Source organism: Maribacter sp. R77961 (assembly GCF_044594925.1).
Classification (GTDB): domain Bacteria; phylum Bacteroidota; class Bacteroidia; order Flavobacteriales; family Flavobacteriaceae; genus Maribacter.
On the sequence record NZ_CP138991.1, the window covers coordinates 2,695,594 to 2,711,038 of the forward strand.

Consider the following 15,445-nt stretch of genomic DNA (forward strand, 5'->3'; position numbering starts at 1 on the left):
TATTTCTAGTTTTTCATTAATTTGTGTTTTTTAGCGCTGAACACCTTTGCGCTAGTTTTCATGTCTGAATACCTAGGATCGGGAACATAATCTTGTTTCTGCATTTTAATGACCTCAATACTCAAAAATCCGAATTCGCTGACCACTTTACCATAAAAGCGATAAATACCTTTACCTCTAAAACTATATTGTGCAGCAACAGGTGGAAAAAGAACCGTATCGAAAACTTTTCCCTGCTGATCTATCATCGTAGCAAAGTGCATTCGCTTTCCCTTACTGGTACTCGTATGCTTAACCGTTACCAGATATCCATAAATATCAATATAATGATTTAAAAACCGTGGTAAATCCTTAACACATCTATTGTTTTTAGGAGCATCTTCCAGTAACTCAAACGGACTGCAAAGACAGAATCCCAAGAGTTCCAATTGTGTAAAGGCCATTTCAAGGTCCGTGGTGTGTAATTGAGGAATCTCAAAATCTTGATGTTTAGGTGGGAAGAGTTTTGGGTGATCCACCTTTGCGTTCTTATTCAAAAAGAGATGGGCTTTCCAAAGTAACTTATGTTTGTTCACTCCTGTAAACCGAAATGCATCAATACGGATAAGAATACTTATTTGGTCAACAGTAATAAAGATCCGGTCCAAAAAGCTTTCCAAAGAACTAAAATTTCCATTCTCCGTTCGTTCTTTTAAAATACGTTCTGCCACTCGGTTTTCCAATTCATGGAGGTAACCAAAGCCCAAGAAAATATCCTTTCCATAAATTACATTCTTCACAAAACTTTTATTGATACAGGGTGGATGAATAGTGGCACCTAACATCCTAGCCTCGTGCACATAAAATTCAGCGCGATAAAATCCGCCCCCGTTATTAAGCACCGCAACCATATATTCCAATGGATAATACGCTCTTAAGAACAGTGTTTGATAACTCTCTACCGCATAACTAGCGGAATGCCCCTTTGCAAAAGCATAACCTGCAAAACTTGCAATCTGATCCCAGATTTCAGTAATCAGTTTTTGGTCGTAATCTTTCTTCCTACAGTTCTCAAAAAAATTTTCCTTTACCTTTTGAAACTCCGCTCGCGAGCGAAATTTTCCGCTCATACCACGCCGCAATACATCGGCCTCTCCTAAATCAAGGTCCGCAAAAAGATGCGCTACCTTAATTACATCTTCTTGATAGACCATAACGCCATAGGTGTCCGGCATAATATTCAACATCACCGGATGTGCCAATTTCTCTGCCCTACCCGTATTCCTATGCCTTAAAATATATTCGCGCATCATACCGCTTTTTGATACCCCAGGACGAATAATAGAACTTGCCGCGACCAGGCCCAAATAATTATCCACTTCCAATTTCTTCAGTAACATTCGCATGGCCGGCGATTCTACATAAAAACAACCCATGCATTGAGCCGTCTTCACGAGATTGTTGATTACCGGATCTTTTATAAATTTCTTGACATCATGAATATCAAAAACTGCGGACACTTCAAGTTGATTGTAAGTAATAATTTCAAGAGCTTCCTTTATTTTAGAAAGCCCGCGTTGTCCTAGAATATCAAACTTAAAGAGACCTACATCTTCGGCAATGACCATATCGTATTGCGTTGTAGGAAAGCCCTTGGGTGGTAGGTTCGTAGCCGAAAACCAGTGCAAGGGTTTTTCGCTAATTAAAATACCCCCGGCATGAATACTTAGGTAATTGGGCATGCCTTTGATCAAACGACCATATTTTAGTACCAATAATGTTGTCCCATCAAGTTTTGAAAAATCATATTTACCTTCGGAAAGCGCATCAATCTCATTTTTGGGTAATCCAAACACCTTGCCTAATTCGCGGATAACTCCTTTATCCTTAAAAGTTACGTAGGTGCCCAATAATGCAACATTCTCAAAACGGTCAAAAATATATTGAGTCATTATTGGGCGGTCTCGATGCGAAAAATCAATATCAAAATCAGGCGGATTTGCCCGGTATAGATTAATGAAGCGTTCAAAATATAAATCCAGGTCTATGGGGTCCACGTCCGTGATTCGTAAAAGATACGCAACGATGCTATTAGCACCACTTCCCCTACCCACATAGAAAAAACCTTGGGCTCTGGCATGTGTTACAATATCCCAATTAATCAAAAAATAAGAAACAAAACCCATGCGCTTGATAAGTTTCATCTCTTTTTCCAAGCGTTCCATAATACCCGCTCCCCCATCGGGATATCTGTAGGCTAGTCCCTCGTGGCATAGTCTTTCAATCATTTTTTCATCTTCTTCCTTAGTACCACAATAACTTTGAAGATTTTGAGGTTTTCTTTCTTTAGAAAAATCAAAATGAATGGTGCAGGAATTCATGATCCTTTCCGTGTTTTCTAAAATAAAACGATATTCTGAAAAGGCGGCCGCTAAGTTTTCAATAGGAAACATTTTATTTTCCTCATCACTTTCTTCGGTCTTTTCCAACTTACTCAACAAAATATTGTTATCGATGGCTCGGAGCAATCTATGGGCATTAAAATCTGCCTTGTTCCGAAATGTGACCGGCTGCTGTACCACCAATTTATCTTTCAATTTTGATAATCTTGAAAAGGGTAACTTTCTAAGGTTGGCAATTGATATCCCAATAAATTCATGCGGCGCAAATACGTTCTGATCGTTTTGAAGTACCTGCTCAAAAGGATATACTACATAAGCATTTTCAAATTTTGGAGCTAGGGGAGAAAATACTTTTCCCTCATGAAGATGTTCTGAAAGAAAATTATTCAGTTCCAGGTAACCTTCATTGTTTTTAGCTATTCCTATAAATTGTTGGTTTACCCCGTTCCTGAAATCTATTCCCAATAGGGGCTTAATACCATATTCCGGTGCAAGCCTCACAAAATTGAGTCCGCCAGAAGTATTATTAATATCCGTTAGCACCAGTTGTGTCACCTGATTATCTTGCGCCAATTGCAGCAGTGCTTTTTCGGAAAAGGTTCCAAAACGAAGACTATAATATGTATGACAATTTAAATAGATATTAGTTGTTAGTTGTTAGTTGTTAGAAACTATATTTTAAAGTTTAAATCCAAAAGTCAAACTCAAATTCAAGCCTGCTCTTGACCACTCCCTTTTTAAACAATCTACATAGCTTTTTTTACTACATACCGATTATTTATTACCGAATACATTGTACTAGTCATTAACCACTTTTTACTCCCAATTACAAACCAACAACTAACAACTAACCATCCGAATAAGCGTACCCTTTGGGAATTGTAGGGATTTCACTGTTTCCTATGCGCCAGCACCACTGGTGGTCTGCCATCAAACGGATTATGCATTCTACCTATAGTATTTTTACCCATTGCCGAAGCACGTACTACACTCTTATCCCCGTATTTATTTCGGATATGGTCCATTGCTTGATATAGACTCAAGGCTTCTTCGGTGTCTTCAAACAGATTAATTTGATAATTGCCACTGACCAAATGACTAAATCGGATACCTATTAACCGCACTAACAACCTCCTGTTATATAATGTTCTGAATAGCTCTAGAATTTTTGGAATCAGAATATGATCGGCACTCGTATACGGAATACGGATTTGTTTCGAATACGTATTAAAATCGGAATATCTAATCTTAACCGCAATGCAGGCCGTCAACTTTTCACCACGTCTTAGTTGGTATGCCAAATTCTCCGTCATTGCGATCAGGAGACCTTTCAATTTCACAACATCAATGGTATCCTTATCAAAGGTGCGTTCATTAGAAATAGATTTACGTTCACAAAACGGAACAACAGGACTATGATCTATACCGTTGGCACGCTTCCAAATGATTCCTCCGTTCTTACCCAATACGCGCTGCATAACATCCATAGGCATTTTTTGTACCGTACCTACTTTCCGTAACCCAAGATTTCTAAGGGTCTGATAGGTCTTATCCCCTACCATTGGAATTTTTTTAATGGAAAGCGGTGCTAAAAAATGTTTTTCCAATCCATAATCTATTTTTAATTGATTATTAGGTTTGGCCTGTCCTGTAGCCACTTTTGAAACTACTTTATTTACAGACAGTCCAAAGGAAATAGGAAGTCCCGCCTCTCTGATAATTCGCTGTCGAAGTTCTGATGCATATTTATATGATCCAAAAAAACGATCCATCCCCGTTAAGTCTGCATAAAACTCATCGATACTGGATTTTTCAAATAGCGGCACGTACTCTTTAATAATTTCGGTGACCACATCAGAATGAGTACTATAGGTTCCTGCATTACCCTTAATTCTAATCGCCTCAGGACAGAGTTCTTTCGCCATTTTCATGGGCATCCCAGAGTGAATCCCAAATCCTCGCGTTTCATAACTACAGGCCGCTACCACACCACGGTCACTTAGGCCTCCTACAAGTATAGGCTTACCTGCTAAACGACTGTCTAGTTTGCGTTCTACGGAGACAAAGAATGTGTCTAAATCTAAATGTAAGATGGTTTTTTGCATTTGTATCCTAAAAAAGGGATGACTAATTTATGGATTATTTCCTATTTTATGGATTATTTCCAATAAATAAAATATGTTTTTCCAAATTAAATACTAATACCCAACATTTTGAGGCAATTAGCGTTACATAAACACTAAACCATTAACTTATTGTTAAGTTTAAAAGCCAAACTTTTTGCTAGCGCTTTTTTTCTTAAGTATTTAAACTATGAAACTCCCCCATATCGCTTCTTTTTGTTTTTTATTTCTAAGCCTGTTTTCTTGTTTCTCTCAAGAGGGGAAATCCGAAATTACTATCAATTACCCTACACAAGGGACAGTATGGTCTATTCCTGAATTAGTAAAATTAGAGTGGGATGTTAAGCATAGAGACACTACTAAATCTACACGCTTTTTTTTGGTTCGTGACGAAATGGTAGTACAGGAACTAGGTTCCTATAAAAATAGTGGTTTTACGGAAGGGATAGCACTGGCGAAAAACATTGGATCCGGTAATCGTTATCAAGTTGTTGGTATTGAATTATTCCCTGATGATAAATACAATATTGCAAAATTTGTAACCCCATTTTTCTCCATCGTAAATGCGGCTTCGGATGCCCGAAAAAAAGAACGAGAACTATCAAAACAAGCCGCTGTAGCTCCTAAGAAAAAAAGAAGTAAAAGAAAAAAGAAACCGAAAAAACAACCAAAAACCAAAACACAAAGTACACCAACGGCAATTAAAACTTCAAAAGAAACGGTTAAGCCAGAAATCAGAGAAGAATTTGATGGCCGAAAAATATCCTATACCAAAGAACTTACTTTTGCTAATGAGAACATTAGTATTAAAATTTGGGACCATGGTAGACAGGACGGAGATATTGTATCTATATTTTTAAACGGTAATTCTATTGTATCCAAACACTATCTGACGTATTGGAAAAGAGAATTTAAAGTAAAGTTAGACCCTAGTAAATCTAATGACCTTTTCCTGTACGCACACAATCTTGGCGATGCACCTCCTAATACGGTATCCATAGAAATTACGGATGGTTCTACATCTGAAAACATTATCCTTAATTCAGACTTAAAAAGTTGTGAAGCGGTAATGATAAGTGTAAAGAAATAAAAAAGCCAAGAAATACATCTCGGCTTTTCCCTTTAAGTACTCGAGGCGGGAATCGAACCCGCACTCCGAAGAACTGGATTTTGAATCCAGCGCGTCTACCAGTTCCGCCACTCGAGCATTCCCAAATAGGACTGCAAAACTAAAAAATATTTTGGTTTAACAATCAAAAATATAAACATTTATCCTTTAGCAACTCAAATTAATTTTTAAATTTGCACCTCCTTAGAAAACAGGTACTTCCATGTTTTAAAGGAACAAAAAAATTGACTATGCCATACCAAGTTCCAGAACCTAAAATATTTGCGTGTACCCAGAGTATGGTGCTTGGCAAAAAAATAGCTGAAGCCTATGGAATGGAACTAGGCAAGGTTATTACTTCGCGCTACAGTGACGGAGAGTTTCAACCCTCTTATGAGGAATCTATTAGAGGTGCACGAATCTTTATTATAGGTTCTACACATCCGGGCCCTGAAAACCTAATGGAGATGCTACTGATGATAGACGCCGCCAAAAGAGCATCCGCTAGACATATCACCGCGGTTATGCCTTATTTTGGTTGGGCGCGTCAGGATAGAAAAGATAAACCTAGAGTTCCCATTGCTGCAAAATTAGTAGCAAAAATGCTTGAAACTGCCGGAGCAACACGTATTATTACCATGGATCTCCACGCAGATCAAATTCAAGGGTTTTTTGAGAAACCTGTGGATCATTTATTCGCTTCAACATTGTTTTTACCCTATCTAAAAAACTTAGGTTTGGACAACCTAACTATTGCATCACCTGATATGGGAGGTTCTAAAAGAGCTTACGCATACTCCAAAGCATTGGAAAGTGATGTTGTTGTTTGCTACAAACAGCGCGCAAAGGCCAATGTTATTTCACACATGGAGTTAATTGGTGATGTGCAAGGAAAAAATGTAGTCTTAGTAGATGATATGGTAGACACGGCTGGCACATTGACCAAAGCAGCAGATTTGATGATGGAAAGAGGAGCTATAAGTGTAAGAGCCATAACCACCCATGGTTTGTTATCTGGCAATGCCTATGAAAAAATAGAAAAATCTAAATTAACAGAATTGATCATCACAGATTCTATTCCGATAGAAATAAAGAGTGATAAGGTAAAGGCAATAAGCTGCGCAAATTTAGTAGCTGACGTGATGCATAAAGTACATAATAACAATTCTATCTCCTCTAAATTTTTGATGTAGGATGCTAGAAGTTTACCAATTGAATTATTAATTTTTAATATATATAATGAAGTCAATTACAATTAAAGGATCAGAAAGAGAAAGCGTGGGCAAAAAGGCAACAAAAGCCCTACGTAATGCTGGAATGGTTCCTTGCGTAGTATACGGAGGGGAAAAACCACTACATTTTTCAGCACCTGAATTAAGTTTCAGGGATTTAGTGTACACCGCCGCCGCACATACCGTAAAGGTTGACTTAGGCGAAGGACAGGTAAGAGCAATTATGCAGGATATTCAATTCCATCCTGTAACGGACAAAATCCTACACATTGATTTTTACCAGTTATTTGATGACAAAGAGGTAACCATGAATATTCCTGTTCGCCTTCAAGGGAACTCTCCAGGGGTTAGAAACGGTGGTCGTCTTTTGTTCAGAAAAAGAAAACTTGCCATTAAAGCCTTACCGGACAAACTTCCGGATTTCTTTGATATTGATATCTCTAAATTAAAAATTGGTCAAAATATCTCAGTGGCTAGTTTATTAAATGACGATTTTACCATCTTACACCCAGATAGCACGGTTGTAGTACAAGTTAAAACTGCTCGTGCCGCTATTGCTGTTGATGAGGATGAAGAAGAAGGAGAAGAAGGTGCTGAAGGTGCAGAGGGAGCAGATGCTCCTGCAGCCGAAGCAGCTCAAGAATAAAAATCGTTTTTCAAAAGTGATTAAAAGCATCCGTCTAATGGCGGATGCTTTCGTATTTTTATAGGCCATCAAACATATAAAAGTCAATGTTTAAATATTTCTTATCGCTATTCGGTCGTGATACTATACTCCTTGAAGAAAATGACAGTATGAAAAAGTTTTTAATAGTAGGTCTTGGAAATATTGGCGATGAATACGCCGAAACAAGGCACAATATTGGTTTTAAGGTATTGGATAAACTTGCAAATAAAAAAGAATTCTCCTTTGAAACCGTAAAATTAGGTGACGTAGGAATATATAAATTGAAAGGCAGAAGCATTCTTTGTCTAAAACCATCTACCTATATGAACCGGAGCGGTAAAGCCATTAAATATTGGATGGATAAGGAGAAAATACCCCTGGAAAATATACTCGTTATTACGGATGATATTAATCTTCCGTTCGGTACTATTAGAGTTAAGACCAAAGGCAGCGATGGAGGACATAATGGATTAAAGGATACACAAGAATATTTACAGACCACAAAGTACAATAGATTTAGATTTGGTGTAGGGTCCGACTTTGGTAAAGGGAGACAAGTGGAATATGTTTTAGGCAAATGGAACGAGGAGGAAAACCTTATTATGGAAGAACGCTTAAACAAATCTCAGGAACTTATAGATTCCTTTGTCTTATCCGGTATTTCTAGAACAATGAACCAATTCAACGGTTCCTGATTAACCTAAAGGACTTTAAAACTGTAAATTCCTGAGTTCGTAGCGTTTCCTTCTTCATCTATAGTGATTACACTCCAATAGTAGACCGTATTAGGTGCCACGCTAACTTTTAATGTGGTTTCGTCTTCAGGAAGCGTGCCAATCAGATTCCCTGGTGGAGTTTCAACAGAAACATACACTTCATACTCCAGAATATCGTCATCAAGGTCAGAGGCAGACCAGGACAAGGTAATTTCATTGTTTACGTCCTTAAATACATTTTCTGACATTCTTGGGGACAAAATATCCGCAGGGAAAGGAGCAAATGTTGTTATTGAACCTGCATTATAAAAATTCCAGATTTCACTGGAAACTGTTTCGGGAACCTCATTGTTCTTAGATCGTACAAACCAAGAAAATGGCTCTCCTTTAGCAATTGGTAATCTTGCAGATGTGCTAGCGGTAGTAATGGTTTGTACGGTTCCTGTATTTATATTGGTAACCCTAAGCTCATACGTCTGCACATTTGCTCCTTCCCCCCATCGGAACTCTACTTGACTTGTTTCTGCATTTAAACTCTGACCTGTAGTACATTCAGAATTCCTATCCGGGAAAATAAGCTGTACCTGCCCTGGTGGTTTTGGACTATTCTTCTTTTTACAACTAGTAATTGTAACGAATAAGATTATAACTAGTGAAATATAGCGCATCATCTTTTAATCACTTTTACGGTTCCTTTACTATTACTTCCAAGGAATTGTACATAGTACAAACCTGTTAAAAGTTCGCTAAGATCTATTCTTGTAGCTGGCCCCTCAATAGTCAAGCTCTGACTTTTAACCAATCTTCCATCAACACTAAAAACATTTAACATGATAGTCCCAGATTCCGTACCCAAATACGCATCAATATATTCAGAAAATGGATTTGGAAAAACCACGGGAGAACTACTACTGGCCACTACAACCTCCTCTTCATACACGCCTTGACATGGCAAATTAGTAGAAACCTTTAATACATTTACACCATCTTTTAGCTCTAAAGCTATCTCAGAAAGCTCGGTTTGTTGTACAATACCGTTTAACTCCACATTATACAATGTTGAACCTTGTAAATTAACCACTAACGCATTGTTGTCTAAAGAAACTACTGCACTTACGTCTAAAATATCTGGCTCCATAATAACAACATCTAAACATTCCTCTTCATAAATAATAGTGCCGTCCGTACCCGTTATACAAATAGCATAAGTACCAGCACTTAAATTAGGAAGCATAAAGGAATCGGTAAAATTTTGCACAACATTAACCCCTTCACCAGTCACTATAACCTCATAGTCTAGTCCAACCTTGGCCTCTATTTGAATCTGACCATCGTTATTTGGTCTACAGGTTTCACTTTGTAAGCTAATACTAAAATTTTCAGTAGGAAATCGGAATATAGGACATCCAGAAGCATCTACTTCTTGTCCTGTTGGCGTATCCAAACAAAGGTCATCACCATCATCAAAAACACCATCATTATCAGCATCGGGCCTAAAATCCCCTTCTACACAAACTTCTAAAGAAAATGAATTTAGCCTACCCCCATCTGAAGGCGCGTTGTCTTTAACTTCTAAAATCCATTCTCCTAAAATAGATTCCCCGTTAAAAGAGCTTAATGTTCCTAATGGTCTAACCATACCATTAACTGCAGGATTACCAGTACATGTAAAGGGCAAGGCATCGTCATCAAAGATTGCATTGATATTCCTAGCCTCTCCACAGGAACTTGACACCAAAACTACGGTTGTACCCGCTGGCGAGGTAAGACTTACGACCAAGTCGGCCAAAAAACTATGCTCTAAATCTAGATTTACATTTAAGTCCGCCAAGGGTAAATCCTCAAAAAATGATATTCTAGAAATAATGGTCGGCGTACCAGTAGATGAGATATCCAAAGGAAGTCCAAATGCATCTTGTGAAATGCAGTTGAAATCTATGGTAGTAAAAGTTCTAGACGTTCCAAAAACTCCTTCTCCACAACCATTAACCGGTTTTATCCTCCAAAAATACTGGGTGTTGTTTTCTAAAGCAGTTGGCATATAAAAACTGGTCCTTACCATTGGGGATTCAACAATATTGGTAAAAGCGGCATCAGTAGCAATTTGTAACTCATATGAAGTATTCTGAACATTGGACTCCCATTCCAAGGTTAGGTCCTTCGAAGCGTCTAAGATTCCATCCGTAGGTGCAACCAATACCACTTCAGAAAAAGTGGTATCGTAAATATTTAGGGTAATTTCTAGTTCTTTCGTAATACTTGGTGATGTTGCCCGCACCGTTAAAGGATAAGAACCTATGGGCACATTATTCGTTCCTGAAAAAGTTATAGCTATTGGGGTGTTGGTGGTACTAGCGGTAAGCGGGGAAAACGTAGCATTTAAACCAGTAGGCAAGGAAGCTATACTAAAACTACTTTCTTCAGAAAAACCGAGGTACGTTTCATAATTAAAGCTAACTACTAAATCATCCGGTTTACAAATTTCATATTCGAGCTCATTGAAGTTGAGCACTACCTCCGATGCTACAATGGAAAAATCAACACTATTTACCGCAAAAAATATATTGTTTGTAGCTCTTATCATAAACCTTGCAGAGGATGTAGGTTGTGCAGGAATTACAATATCATGAGTACCATCATTAAGTACATTTTCAGCAACAAGCGTAGGATAAGTAAGCCCACCATCTGTAGACAGAAAAATATCAACAGTTTCAGCAGAAATGGGGGCTAAATTGGTGTTAGCCACATCCCAACTTATCGTTTGTACTTCACCTGCAATATAAGACAAGGCTACATTTTGGGAGGTAACTACAAAAGGGCCAGCATCATTGCTTACCAAAACAGAAACTTCATCAGAGACCAATTGTCCGCCGTTCAAAGCATTATCCCTAACCGTTAACGAAAAATTTAAATTTCGCTCTACTTCAGAAACTGTTTCCCATGCGTCTCCCAAACCAGGATTAGTCTGCGTTAAGTTACCGGATAGAATCCTATCCAAATTAGGAAAATAACGCTCTGGGGCCGTAGTAGGCGGGAAAGAGCGAAACATGGCTCCCGTTGGACTGGTGGGACCAAAGGTGGCCTGAGTGATGATACCATTATCTATTTGTTCCCAGGCGTAAGTAATGATATCCCCTACATCTGTATCCGAAGCATTTCCCGTTAAAACAAAAGCCGTACTTCTTGGAATGATATAATTCTGAACCGGATTGAGAACTGGAGGCACATTGGTCAAGTCTATGGTCTCACCGCAGGAAACGGTCTCTAGATACTCTCTTATTTGAAGAATACTGGCATAATGAAAATAGTCATCACTATTAGAGGCTACGTTGTTTACTCCAGTAATACCGGCATAACCCATAATTGTGGTTCCACTGCCCGGCTCTACCTGAACAGAAGTTCCTTCAGAAAGATGAGAAAAGGTATGATTGGCACCAAATTGATGTCCTATTTCATGAGCTACGAGATCAATGTCGAAAAGATCACCCTCGGGATCCGAAAAAGTGGCATAAGCACTGCCTTTTCTGTTATCCCTACAGACCGAACCTATAAAACCAGAATTACCATCCAGGGTGTCGTCTTTTTGGTTAAAAAGGTGACCAATATCATAACTGGCTTCACCGAGAACACTTGTAAGTACATTTTGGGTCTGAGAACTTAAACTTCCCGTAAACGGGTCTGTTTCCCCATCCGTATAGATAACCTCGTCCGTAGTTCCAATAAGTTCTAAGGTTACCCCAAGGTCCCGCTCAAAAATACCGTTCACACGAGTCAACGTAGCGTTAATGGCCGCCAAAGCATCGGCCTTAGTGCCCCCATGATAATTCGTATATTCTCCAGATGCCGCAATGGCGACCCTAAATTTCCTTAAGGTTCGGTCATCCACTAATTTTGCACTTGAAGATAAATTCTGTTCAAGAAGTTTGGGGGCCGTTTTACAAATGAACCCATTATCTTTTTCCGAATGCTTATTACGGTTGTACAATACATATGTTTCACCTATACCCTTCTGCATGAATAACATGCCTTTTTCTCCCCGCCCTGTCATCATACTCTGTATTCCTTTAGGGGAAACACTAAAATGAATCCGTTTGGTGCTATTATCCATGCTTTTGCCTCGGTAAGACTTTATGTTTGGATATTTTACGGACAACTCCTTAGAGAAAACATTTGCCTCTGAGACGCTAAAAGCAATCTGTTTACCACTATCGTCAGGAAAATAAACGATAGAATTATGTTCTACCTGATTTTGAGCAAGCTTGGCCCGGAAAAGTGTATCGTCTAAATTGAAAACCTTTATTTCTTCAACTGATAGTTTAGTACGTAATATTTGGTTACCGACACTACTTAATTCCGCCCCTTTCCAATAATTACTCTGCGCAGCCCCATAAAAGGAAAGAAATGCTATGGTAATTGAGAAAACTAGACGTAATTTTGTAATCATTGAGGGGCTTTTATCTCAGAATCAAATATAGTTCTTTTATTTTCCAATACAGGTGAATACAGTCCGTAGCATTTCCAAATACAACCAACAACATCCTGTTGCCATTACTATTGGCACTTTTGATGGTGTTCATATTGGTCACCGGAAAATACTGGAAAAGGTCATAAATCATGCCAAAGATGCTGGACTAAAATCTGCGGTACTTACATTTTTTCCTCATCCCAGAATGGTACTACAAAAAGATACGGATATTAAATTATTAAATACCATTGATGAAAAAATAGCCATCCTCAAAAATATGGGCTTGGATATTTTAGTAATACACCCATTTACCAAAGAATTTTCTAGACTTTCCGCTACTGAATTTGTTAGGGACCTTTTGGTAAACAAGCTTAAATCAAAAAAAATTATCATTGGTTACGACCATCGTTTTGGGCGAAACAGAAACGCTAATATCTCAGACCTTATTTCATTTGGCAAAACCCTCGATTTTGAGGTAGAAGAAATCCCCGCACAGGAAATTGACGATGTATCCGTTAGTTCCACAAAAATCAGAAAGGCACTTGAAAGCGGTGATATTGAAACGGCGAATATGTATTTAGGTTATGAATATATGCTAACAGGAACAGTTCAAAAAGGAAAAGGACTCGGCAGGCAACTTCATTTTCCTACTGCAAATTTAGCCATTACAGAAGATTATAAACTCATACCAAAAACTGGTGCTTATACCGTTAGTAGCGTTTTAAATGAGACTACCGTTTATGGGATGATGAACATTGGTTATAATCCTACTGTAAACGGCAAGGTACAATCTATTGAAGTTCACTTCTTTGATTTTGAGAAAGATTTGTACGAACAGAAAATTCAGGTAAATATGCTGCATCGGCTTAGGGATGAATATAAATTTGAATCTTTAGAAGCACTTAAGCAACAACTGGCCTTAGATCGTAAAAATGCCCTTCAATTTATATCCGGATAAATATGTTGAATAGGTTGTTATTTCAGAGAATAGACAACAGTTCGCTACTAATTTTTCGAATCTTTTTTGGTATACTGGTTTCATTAGAATGTTTCGGTGCGCTACTTACGGGATGGGTTAAAAGAAACCTTGTAACTCCGCAGTTTACTTTTCCTTTCATTGATTTTGAATGGCTTCAGCATTTAGCCGGACCCGGTATGTATTTCTACTTTGCTATTATGGGTACATTAGGAATTTGTATTGCCCTAGGGTATAAATATCGCTTTAGTATTATTGTCTTTACAATACTCTGGGCAGCGGTGTATCTCATGCAAAAAACAGCTTATAACAATCACTATTATTTATTGATTTTAATTTCTTTTTTGATGTGCCTTTTTCCAGCGCACAGGAATTATTCCATAGACGCTAGAACCAACATGGTATCAAAACAGGATTCCATGTACGCTTATGTAAAATGGATAATTGTACTACAACTCCTAATTGTTTACGTATACGCCTCGATAGCAAAACTATATGGAGATTGGTTAGATTTTGGGATGATAAAAATCTTGATGCGACCAAAAGCAGATTACTTTTTAATTGGAGAGATCCTTCAAGAACCATGGGCGCATAAGATAATTGGTACTGTAGGTATTCTGTTCGATTTATTTATTATTCCTGCCTTGCTTTGGAAACCTACTCGCAAAATTGCATTCTTCCTATCTATCTTTTTCCATTTGTTCAATTCCATTGTTTTCCAGATCGGCATATTCCCCTATTTGTCCTTAGCGTTCAGTGTTTTCTTTTTTGAAACAGAAACAATCCGAAAAATTTTCTTTAAAAACAAAACTCGATGTTTCGCTGAAAAAATAAGTTACCCCTCCTTTAAAACATCATTTTTACTGGGATTTGGAATGTATTTTATCGTTCAAGCATTGTTACCCTTACGCCACCATACCATAAAGGACAATGTGCTTTGGACGGAAGAAGGTCATAGAATGAGTTGGCGTATGATGCTTCGCAGCAGAAATGGTAGAGGTCACTTTAAAGTGGTGAACCATACCACAGGAAAACAGATTTTTATTCGTACTGATGACTATTTGAATCAGAGTCAAAAACGGAAGGTGTTTTCTTATCCTGATTTCGCATGGCAATTTGCCAACTATATGAAAAAAGAATATTCCCAGAATGGAGAAAAAATAGCGGTATACCTCATTGAATCTACCATTAGTATAAACGGAAGACCGCATGTTCCTTTCATAGACTCAAAAACAGATTTAGCAAATACCCCTTGGAACCCCTATAAGCATCATGATTGGATATTACCCTCCAAACTAAACCGAGACACCGAGAGTAAAGCTAACAAACCTACAAACTAACAGCTCGTTGACAAAGTTGCAGCGGCATATGAAATGGGTCGCGAAGCATAATTAAGTAAGTGCCGTCTTCCTTTAAAACTTCCTCTACGAAAATAGCACCCGCCTTTTCTAAACGAGCCTTGTCTTTTTTAATGTTCTCAGAGATAAAAGCTACGTGAAAAGTAGCCGGATGTTCTTTCAAAAAATTGGTCATGGGAGCATCGGTTCTTTGATAAAACTCAAATACCACGCGTCCTGAAGAATCTTTTAGAAAAGTCATAAAGGGTGACACCTCTTGTTGAGAAGCTATCGTTAGACCCAAATTAGTCGTATACCATTGTACTACCTTAGTCACATTAGCAACATTAACCGCAAAATGCTCAAAAACCATAACATACTTGTTTCATCGATATACACCACAAAGATATCTATTATAAACCGAAAGATTAACTTAAATT

At 38.0% G+C, this 15,445-nt stretch carries 11 protein-coding genes and 1 tRNA gene; 6 read left to right on the forward strand and 6 right to left on the reverse strand.

The window, feature by feature from the left end:
- Nucleotides 1-5: 5 nt before the first annotated feature.
- Together SJY09_RS11555 and dinB are read right to left on the reverse strand one after the other, a co-directional pair.
- Complete coding sequence (locus tag SJY09_RS11555) at nucleotides 6-3,023, reverse strand: DNA polymerase III subunit alpha (protein WP_396638626.1); 3,018 nt, start codon at nucleotides 3,021-3,023, stop codon at nucleotides 6-8.
- A 248-nt stretch (nucleotides 3,024-3,271) separates the two neighbouring features.
- Nucleotides 3,272-4,486, reverse strand: a complete 1,215-nt coding sequence (dinB, locus tag SJY09_RS11560; RefSeq protein ID WP_396635873.1) for a DNA polymerase IV — start codon at nucleotides 4,484-4,486, stop codon at nucleotides 3,272-3,274.
- Nucleotides 4,487-4,694: 208 nt separating this feature from the next.
- On the opposite strand from dinB, the gene SJY09_RS11565 reads away from it, so the two are divergent.
- Complete coding sequence (locus tag SJY09_RS11565; protein ID WP_396635874.1) at nucleotides 4,695-5,594, forward strand: hypothetical protein; 900 nt, start codon at nucleotides 4,695-4,697, stop codon at nucleotides 5,592-5,594.
- 37 nt (nucleotides 5,595-5,631) lie between these two features.
- Here the strand turns inward: SJY09_RS11565 and SJY09_RS11570 are convergent.
- Nucleotides 5,632-5,711 (reverse strand) — tRNA-Leu (locus SJY09_RS11570).
- A 152-nt stretch (nucleotides 5,712-5,863) separates the two neighbouring features.
- Between SJY09_RS11570 and SJY09_RS11575 the strand changes: the two genes are divergently transcribed.
- From SJY09_RS11575 to pth, 3 genes are all read left to right on the forward strand, one after another.
- The gene (locus SJY09_RS11575) at nucleotides 5,864-6,805 is read left to right on the forward strand and encodes a ribose-phosphate pyrophosphokinase (RefSeq protein ID WP_396635875.1); all 942 of its coding nucleotides are present in this window, start codon (nucleotides 5,864-5,866) and stop codon (nucleotides 6,803-6,805) included.
- A 46-nt stretch (nucleotides 6,806-6,851) separates the two neighbouring features.
- Nucleotides 6,852-7,490, forward strand: coding sequence for a 50S ribosomal protein L25/general stress protein Ctc (locus SJY09_RS11580; RefSeq protein ID WP_396635876.1), 639 nt, complete (start codon nucleotides 6,852-6,854; stop codon nucleotides 7,488-7,490).
- A gap of 149 nt (nucleotides 7,491-7,639) precedes the next feature.
- Nucleotides 7,640-8,206 (forward strand): aminoacyl-tRNA hydrolase, encoded by a 567-nt coding sequence (gene pth, locus SJY09_RS11585; protein WP_396635877.1) that lies wholly within the window; start codon nucleotides 7,640-7,642, stop codon nucleotides 8,204-8,206.
- Nucleotides 8,207-8,211: 5 nt separating this feature from the next.
- Here the strand turns inward: pth and SJY09_RS11590 are convergent, their stop codons facing one another.
- Both SJY09_RS11590 and SJY09_RS11595 read right to left on the reverse strand, forming a co-directional pair.
- Nucleotides 8,212-8,898, reverse strand: a complete 687-nt coding sequence (locus SJY09_RS11590) for a hypothetical protein (protein ID WP_396635878.1) — start codon at nucleotides 8,896-8,898, stop codon at nucleotides 8,212-8,214.
- On the reverse strand, nucleotides 8,895-12,671 hold the full coding sequence (locus SJY09_RS11595; protein ID WP_396635879.1) for a reprolysin-like metallopeptidase: 3,777 nt from the start codon (nucleotides 12,669-12,671) through the stop codon (nucleotides 8,895-8,897). The genes SJY09_RS11590 and SJY09_RS11595 overlap by 4 nt, the downstream gene beginning before the upstream one ends.
- Nucleotides 12,672-12,723: 52 nt before the next feature.
- Here SJY09_RS11595 and SJY09_RS11600 point away from each other — a divergent pair, with 52 nt between their 5' ends.
- Both SJY09_RS11600 and SJY09_RS11605 read left to right on the forward strand, forming a co-directional pair.
- Complete coding sequence (locus tag SJY09_RS11600; RefSeq protein ID WP_396635880.1) at nucleotides 12,724-13,650, forward strand: bifunctional riboflavin kinase/FAD synthetase; 927 nt, start codon at nucleotides 12,724-12,726, stop codon at nucleotides 13,648-13,650.
- A 2-nt stretch (nucleotides 13,651-13,652) separates the two neighbouring features.
- Nucleotides 13,653-15,008, forward strand: a complete 1,356-nt coding sequence (locus SJY09_RS11605) for an HTTM domain-containing protein (RefSeq protein WP_396635881.1) — start codon at nucleotides 13,653-13,655, stop codon at nucleotides 15,006-15,008.
- Here the strand turns inward: SJY09_RS11605 and SJY09_RS11610 are convergent.
- Entirely contained in the window at nucleotides 14,998-15,378 is a 381-nt protein-coding gene (locus SJY09_RS11610) for a VOC family protein (protein ID WP_396635882.1), read from the reverse strand. The two genes, SJY09_RS11605 and SJY09_RS11610, sit on opposite strands and share 11 nt — an antisense overlap.
- Nucleotides 15,379-15,445: the final 67 nt, after the last annotated feature.